Raw genomic sequence first — 7,969 nt, 5'->3', positions numbered from 1 at the left:
TGTTGGATACTTTTTTCTCATCTTTACCCCGTACTAAAATTTCAGATATTATAGCCTTTTACTTGTTTCCGGACAACCTCTTAGTTTAGAAGCAGATTTAGAACATCAAATCAGAAAACCATTAAACAAGATGCAAAAAACGATCAAAGCTACATTGGCTGAGAAATTAGGATTAAGTATTGAACGTAATGATGTAATACAAACACTTGGTTGGCAAAGATCATCACATGGTTATCGGATTAACCCTTTTACTTTGACTATAAAAAAATACTAAAAAATTCTCTTACGTAGTACAATTTATACTTATAATATACTATGATATAACCATAGTATATTTATATATATAAGGTAATTTGCCAATCTGCCAACTTGCTGAAACCAGCCTGAGAAGAGCGCTTTTGGCTACTCCTTCTAGTTGGCAACTTTTTGCCATCTTGCCAATCTGACGTTTGTACAAAACTATATAAGATATTGATTTTCTTGTATTTTTACTAAATTCAGAATGGCAGATTGGCAAATTCTTCAGTTTGCCAATCTGCCATTCTGCCAATCTAATTTGGTAAGATCACGCATAACCCAAATATCTGGGTTTTCAACAGGCAGAGTTACTCCATTGTTTGACGAGAGATAATAATCTGGTTTTACTAATCTATATTGATTTTCAGCAATCTTCAGCTCCATGTCTCTTACACACAAGTAACCATACTTTGACCTTGTACTTGATCTTACAGCCTTTTTAAAGAATTTTATATAACCTATGGTTGCAAGATGGCTGATTCTTTCACGAATGCTACGTTCACTACCAAGTCCCAACTTTCCTTCAAAGCATTTTGCAAAGCTCGCTGCAGTATACACTTCTCCTTTATATGCTTCATTGGCAATTAATTCTAAAATTATATCATGTCTTCTCAAGCGCTCTAAATCCAGTTTATTATTATAATCATCCCTTACTACCCTTTCTGAATTAAAATTTGTATCATATTGCAAAAACGATCCATTTTGCCAACAAAATGAAATCTTATTTTCTTCTGATGCAGAATAATTAGATTTCATTCGGCAAAGAACACGATCATTACCAGTCTTTTCTGGTCTTGACAAATACCATCTAGATCGAACAGAATTATTCCATGCTGTTGAACCTCCTGTGCCAGTTTTGCGTATTATTCCAGAATCCGAAGGATGTGCACATAACAAAACAGCCCCTTTAATTATCTGTGCTATTCTGCCACAACAGTTTTGTATAAATTGTCTCACATGAGAGCGATCATTTTCGTTACCTCCAAACAAATCTGCTGCTGTATCCAGAACTACAAGTTTTGGCTGAAATGATTTAATATCTTCAAGTAATTCCTGAAAGTAAGTAGTTAATTGTCCTGTACTTTTACTATTGAATACCATCAGTAAATTATCTTCTCCTGTACGAGATGATAAACAAATGTTGTTAAGAAAATCAGGAGACTTCATATCAAGCTGATATAATTTATTTATTGCACATTGTCTACGCCAAAGCTCTTCTGTGTCGTCTTCGCAAAATACACCATATGTCTTGATTTTCTCAATTGCTATCCCTAGCCAAGATTTACCAGTACTAGCAGCAGTCATTAATTGCTGAGCAAGGAGAGATTTTCCAACACCACCATCACCGTAAAGAGCTGTAACACTACCAACAGGAAGCCAATCCTTTACAATCCATTCCCTTTCTGGAGCAATATTAGTCCAAGCTCTAGTATCTATTCTGAGTGGCTTTCTATGATAAGGACTATTTGTGCTAAGGATAAATTCTTCAATATTTATTCCCTCTAACACACAATCAGCAGCATCCCAACTCCTTGGTTTATCTGGTGGAATCTTAAGCGTAGCAAGTGATGCAACACCAAGTTCTAAAAGTTTCTTTTCAGCGTTTTTGGCATATTTATTACCTGCTTCATCATTGTCTGGCCAAATGATAATTTGTTTACCTTTTAGCGGAGTCCAATCTGTTCTATCAATAGGCGCATTTGCTCCAAACATCGCAGTTGTAGCTGTAATTCCTTTCTCTATAAGTGCTTCTGCGCATTTTTCTCCTTCAACCAGAATAACCTTATTGGACTTTAAAATACCTGGAATGTTGTAGAGTGGCCTTATCTCTGGCTCTTTGAATCTTTGTTTTTTAACATCAAATGGTTTAAACTGTTTTTTCTCTAAAGGAGGATCATAACGGTAGACTATTACAATCAATTGGTTATTTTCATCGTAGTAGTTCCAACTACAAGTCAGATATTGTTCTAGATCTCTAATATTATTTTTTTCTTTGATGCCAAGCCATTCACTTATTGAGAGCATTACTTCAGGAAATTCTGTTTTCGCATTCTTCCCGTGTACTGTTGCCCAAAGGTCGATAATGTCACCACCTTCTCCCGTTGCAAAATCTTTCCATAATCCAGCTTTTTCGCCTGTTAACTCTATTACAGTACTTTTGCCTTTGTTACCCTGTACATCACCTACATAAAACTTATCACCACGAAATGTCCCTCTTGGTAACAGATGAAAAAGACAAGATCTGATGTTTTGCAAAATCTGAGTTTTTAGCTCTACCATGCTGTCCGTTTTTGCAGACAAATTAAGCCGTAGCTATAACTTTAGAGTTCTGCCAACGCCCATTTACTCTGCTAATGAATTTTGCTGGTATTGATTTACCGTTTCTTAGCTCATATACTACTTGCAAGACATTTGCACGTTTATTTGGTTGAAACATTACCATACCAGATGTATAAAAGCTTCTTAAAGCATTAGCACCAATTAAAGCTTGAAAAGGACTTTTTGCTAATGTAGCTGTGGATACTTTTCTGGTATGACGTGTAATAATTATTCCAGCCATAGGATTAATTATAGAACGTAATTTTTCTATTCTGCTTTGCAGACCGGAAAATATATTTTCATAGTCAAGGGAATCCAAAACGATAAGGTCTATCGTTTTAAATTTTTCTCCTATAATCTCTTTTATTCTCTCTATACCTTCATCGTTTAAAGTTAATCTCATCTTTGTAGTAACAATCAAGTTTTCTTCTGCTAGATTTGGCAGCCTTTGATTAGTTATGATTTGTTGTATGCGTTCCCTGATGTAATTGTACTCCATCTCATTTTGCAGATAGATTATTTTTAGTGGCCTTGCTGACTTCATCTTAAGAAACGATACTCCTGCTGCAAGATGTGCAAGCAAAGAGAGAAGAAAATAACTTTTGCCAACCTTTGGAGTACCACCAATGACTAAAAGACCACCTGGAGTGAGAATTCGTGGAGCTATTATGTCTTCTGGTATTGGTGATTGATCACTCAAGTACTGCTTTACAGAAAATATTTTTTCTGCTCTCTCCCTTTTTTCTCCACTCTTTGATTTCTTATTGAGCCACTTCCTAGCAGAATCTATATCACCTTTAATTAAAACCCAAAGATCAATAATATCACCACTAGTCCCTTCAGTAAAATTACGCCAATCACCAGCTTCCTTACCTACTATTTTAACTGTAATTGTATTTCCATTTAAGTTTCCAATATAAGTTTTATCTCGGTAAAATTCACCATTTGGAAGTAGGTAAGAAACACACTCTTTGATATTATCAATTAATAATGCTTTTATCTTTTCTTGCTTTTTAGACATAAAACTCCCATACATACTTTTCATACGTTTAAAGTTGAGATTAGCTAGCTCACAAACAGTTTCAAAAGATTTTGAATTCAGCCAATTAATTGCTTCTTCTCTTAGCTTTGGGGTTTTTCCTACTGCGTCCTGAATACCTCTAGTAACGACAGCAGACCAAAGCTTTTCCTCGTCGTACTTCAAAATGGTACTCTGTCAATTTCATAATTTTTACGGTATTCTGGAGTAATTACCGAAGCAATTTTGTTCTTCTCTCCATATTCATCAGTTATAACACCTACCTTTACTGTAAACTCCAACCCATTTAATTCTGCAACTGAATTTAGCTTACGAGCAAGGATTGCACTTTCTGAGTTATCATGTGGATGAATGTCACGTGCCGATTCCAAGATACTGCGAAGCATAGAGCGACCCATTTCTCCCCAAGTATCTTCTGCTTTACTACTTTTAATACCAATTATCTGATAAATCTTGTGCTTTGCGTATAGACCTTCAATAACGGTAAATTCTGTATTTAAATAAATGCTACCAGTAGTGGGGCTTTTAGTAAACCAGTGTTCATGACCTCCAGGCTTGATTGTCATTTTTACCTTTACTATTGTACCTTTTGGTATCAATCTACTTTGCGGTTTTACAGTGTTAAAGTCAGTTAACAGGTCTTCTAACATATATCATTCTCCATGTTTAAATTTTAAAACTTGCTTTTAATCTTTGTAAGCAGCTTCCCCAAGTGTGGTTCTTCAAGCATACTCAGGCGTCCACTACGATCCTTAGCTGGGTATCCCCAAGGATTTAGAGTATGGCAAACAAAAGAGCGTTTCTCCGTTCCATCATCTCTCTTGATTCCAACCATACTGATTACTTCATCAACTATTCCAGGAATTTCACTAGCAGTTTTAGCCCCTTCGCATTGAGGTAGCCAAATTGGACGATTGAAATCATCGAGATATTGACCTAAAGTGCCAACTATGATGATGTCTTTGTCTCTGATGTGTTGAAATTGATTGAGCCAAGCCATCATTTCCTGAGCAAGTAATCCATAGGCAGCTCTCATATCCTGCTTTCCTGATCTCTCAGAAAAAGCTTCAGGTTGCATTTTTGCCCATAATAGACATAAACGTGAAGCAACGGTTATACTATCTACAAAGATGCATCGGTATTTAGAAAACTCAGAAAAAAGATCTTTGTACTTACGAGATACATGTTCATGGTGTCTTTGGCTATATGCTTGATCAGACTTCAGCGCAGGATTAGACCCCCCTATAAGACAAGCAATATCTCTAGCTTCATTCCAAGTGCGAAGGCTAATTGAATCTCCTTGCCAGTCTTGAACGGCAAGAAGCCCTGCTTCAAAATCAAGGCAAAGTGTTGGTTCATCTACGGTCTTTAGGAGACTTGTTTTACCAATACCATAAGGGCCAAAGATGACCATTTTTACAGTTGATATTGTTTGCAATCTTTCATTATTATTCAAAATTGTAAGAACCATTATTTATCCATGCTACGATGTATATATATACAAGAAAGGCAAAAATTTTGTTCAATTTTTCTTTTTGCCTGCGTAGTAAATAGGAGAAAGTTTGGCACGTATCTTCTTGATAATATTGTTTAAAGTGGTTCTTGAAACGTTGTTCATCTTGGCAACTTCATGTAAGTTGAAAAATTTAAGTTGCTCACATATATTTTGCCATTCCTTTGGTAAAACCGAGATCATATAGTCTACATCAATGCGTTTTGTTATTTCACTCTCAAGTAGCTCTGTTACATCAATGCTAATATAGTTATTGATGTCACGTTTTGCACATCGCTGTTTCTTTAACAGGTTAATAGCTTTATTTTCAGTTAATCTTGCTACAAAGGTGTTAAAGCTACTTTTATCTTCATCATACTGATCAAGGCATGGCCAAATTTCACAGAAGAGTTCTTGCTCAAGATCTTCGTGAGCTTCATTAATAAAGCACTTAGCAAGTTTCAGTCTATAAGCTTGATATTTTACATTTTTAATAACTATATGGTAGTTTTGTAATTTCATAACTTTCCTTAAAAACAAATTGATGCTTTTAAGGATGAGAGTTATTAATGCTGTTATGTAGGACAGGAGCAAAAATAAATAATACTGATGCGATTTTTAATCTATTGATATTCTGTTATTTTTTTTTGAGAATAATACTGATGCAATTTAAAATAATACAGTTTAGGTTTTTGGAACCTATTTTAAATGGATTTCAATATTTTAAGAATGGGTAGCTCAGGCTTCCTAAAGTTATATTAAAAATATATAAGAATTTCATATTTTGAAATTCAATATCACCTAAAGAGCTAAAAATGTGGATTTCGCTATTAAAAGAATAGCTTAAATTTTTAAGAGGAAAATAGTTGAAAAGTATGCTCTCTATAACCTTAAGTTCCGTTCCTAATTACTGGCTTCCTAAATCAGGAATTAGGAATCAGGAATCTAGAACTAGCCTGTATGGCGGGTTTTCACCATGCGTTCCTAAAACCGTTCCTAGGAACGGCATATCTGAAGTCCGCCAATATGGAGGATTCTAGCTTCCTGAAACCCTTATATATAATATATATATATAATACATATATAAAAATATACACATATATAAAAACATATAAAATATAAGATTAGAATAATAAAAAAACCTCTAAAAGTAGAAAAATCATGTTTAGAAGGTTTTCAAATTCAAGAATTATAAAAAATTTTTCAAAAATTGAAGATTTTTTGGACAAAAATTTTCCAAATCTTGTATATATATGTACACAACAATTGAAAGCTCACTGGATCTTGGCAAACAAACTGGCTGTAAAAGAGTTTTCATGTTAGTTTTTAGTTGTTAAATTTCGAAAATTAAAGATTTTTTGGACGTAATTTTTTCAAATCTTGTATATATATGTACCTGACGATTGAAAGGGGAATGCTTACACTAGATCTTGGTAAACAAACTGGTTGGACTATTTTACATGATGGAATAGTACAAAGTGGAAGTAAGAGTTTTCATGTTAGCAGGTTTAGTGGTGGTGGAATGCAGTTTTTAAATTTTCGTAATTGGCTTAATGCACTTAAGTATAAATTTCCAGGTATTGAAGTTGTGTACTTTGAAGAAGTGAGAAGACATCTAGGAACTGATGCTGCACATATCTATGGAGGGTTTTTAGCACACCTTTCTGCTTGGTGTGAGGAAAGCAATATTCCCTATCAAGGTGTTTCGGTTAAGACTATTAAACGTTTTATAACTGGCAAGGGTAATGCAAGTAAAGCTGATGTCATTGAGGCAGTACAGGAAAAGGGTTTTTGTCCAATGGATGATAATGAAGCGGACTCTTTAGCTTTAATGTTCTATGTTATGAATTTTAGTAAAGATTTTAATATATTAAAAACACCATAGAAAGTGGGTCCTTCCAGCCATGCTGGCGGGTTTGGTGGTCCTGACCTCGGGCCTTCTTTAGCGTTAGATATATTTCAAATGTTAACTACTTACGAAATTATAGCTGAGCAGTGCTAAAAAGGAGAAAAAAAGGTGAGAATTACGCAAGCAGAGTGGGCAAGGGAAAAAGGGTTTTCGAGGCAATATGTCTGTTCTTTAGTAAAAAAAGGAATAGTTGAGCTGGAAGATGGACTTATTGACCGAGAACAAGCAAATGAAGCGGTAGCAGCAATAAGAGATCCAAGTCAACCACTTAGGAGAAAAGAGCGCGGAGAAAAACTTTCAACGATATTGCTAAAAACGCGAATAAAAAATGAAACGGAGCGTGGTAAACTTTTGGAAGCTAAAGTGAAAGCTGAAATAGGCAAATTTGTGTCAATTGAAGAGGTAAAAACTGAAGCATTTAACGTAGCAAGAGTTGTTCGTAATAATTTGCTTAATATTCCAAATAGAGTTTCAGCGCTGCTTGCATCACTGAGTGACACTGAAAAGATTCATATGGTGCTAACTGAAGAGATTACAAACTCACTCCAAGAATTATCTAACAATAGATTTCAAATATAAAAAGATTTTGAATGTAAAATGGCTGATAACTTAAGTTTAGAGTTAATAAAGTGTCTCATCAATCAACCTGGATTAGATGTTAATGTTAGAGGATTAAACGGAAAAACCCCACTACATTGCGCTATAGAGTTTGACGAGTTAAGCATGGTGGATCTGCTGCTCACGAAAAAGAATATTAATCCTTTTGTGGAAGATAATGATGGCAGAACATCTCTTGATTACGCCAAAGAAGGGAAAAAAGCAGAAATATTGAAAGCGCTAATTAATAACAAATACGGGTCAGAACAAGATAGTTTACTTCATTTAGCTGCAATGATAGGTGAAATTAATGCAG

The 7,969-nt window shown here is 34.7% G+C and carries 9 protein-coding genes; 4 read left to right on the top strand and 5 right to left on the bottom strand.

Annotated features, from left to right (window positions below; genetic code table 11):
• Positions 1–130 precede the first annotated feature (130 nt).
• Entirely contained in the window at positions 131–274 is a 144-nt protein-coding gene (locus BA053_RS06790; protein WP_245611041.1) for a hypothetical protein, read from the top strand.
• 248 nt (positions 275–522) lie between these two features.
• Here BA053_RS06790 and BA053_RS04295 read toward each other — a convergent pair whose 3' ends face one another.
• Genes BA053_RS04295 through BA053_RS04275 form a run of 5 tightly spaced genes read right to left on the bottom strand, consistent with a single transcriptional unit; the run spans position 523 to position 5,669 of the window.
• Positions 523–2,577, bottom strand: coding sequence for an AAA family ATPase (locus tag BA053_RS04295; protein ID WP_065094956.1), 2,055 nt, complete (start codon positions 2,575–2,577; stop codon positions 523–525).
• 22 nt (positions 2,578–2,599) lie between these two features.
• Positions 2,600–3,820 carry an AAA family ATPase gene (locus tag BA053_RS04290; RefSeq protein WP_065094957.1) on the bottom strand — a complete coding sequence of 407 codons (1,221 nt, stop codon included), beginning with the start codon at positions 3,818–3,820 and terminating at the stop codon, positions 2,600–2,602.
• Positions 3,817–4,305 (bottom strand): hypothetical protein, encoded by a 489-nt coding sequence (locus tag BA053_RS04285; protein WP_065094958.1) that lies wholly within the window; start codon positions 4,303–4,305, stop codon positions 3,817–3,819. Before BA053_RS04285 ends, BA053_RS04290 begins: the two co-directional genes overlap by 4 nt.
• Positions 4,306–4,328: 23 nt before the next feature.
• Positions 4,329–5,126 (bottom strand): ATP-binding protein, encoded by a 798-nt coding sequence (locus BA053_RS04280; RefSeq protein WP_065094959.1) that lies wholly within the window; start codon positions 5,124–5,126, stop codon positions 4,329–4,331.
• Between the two features lie 51 nt (positions 5,127–5,177).
• On the bottom strand, positions 5,178–5,669 hold the full coding sequence (locus BA053_RS04275) for a sigma-70 family RNA polymerase sigma factor (protein WP_065094960.1): 492 nt from the start codon (positions 5,667–5,669) through the stop codon (positions 5,178–5,180).
• An 892-nt stretch (positions 5,670–6,561) separates the two neighbouring features.
• On the opposite strand from BA053_RS04275, the gene BA053_RS04270 reads away from it, so the two are divergent.
• The 3 genes from BA053_RS04270 to BA053_RS04260 form a co-directional block, all read left to right on the top strand.
• Entirely contained in the window at positions 6,562–7,032 is a 471-nt protein-coding gene (locus tag BA053_RS04270) for a RuvC family protein (protein ID WP_065094961.1), read from the top strand.
• A 132-nt stretch (positions 7,033–7,164) separates the two neighbouring features.
• Positions 7,165–7,635: a hypothetical protein gene (locus tag BA053_RS04265; RefSeq protein WP_065094962.1), complete on the top strand. Its 471-nt coding sequence runs from the start codon at positions 7,165–7,167 to the stop codon at positions 7,633–7,635.
• A gap of 18 nt (positions 7,636–7,653) precedes the next feature.
• Positions 7,654–7,969 (top strand): ankyrin repeat domain-containing protein (locus tag BA053_RS04260; RefSeq protein ID WP_167347174.1); only part of this gene is annotated, 316 nt, incomplete at its 3' end.

Source organism: Wolbachia endosymbiont of Nomada ferruginata (genome assembly GCF_001675785.1).
Lineage (GTDB): Bacteria > Pseudomonadota > Alphaproteobacteria > Rickettsiales > Anaplasmataceae > Wolbachia > Wolbachia pipientis.
This window is presented reverse-complemented; position numbering and strand designations above follow the sequence as displayed.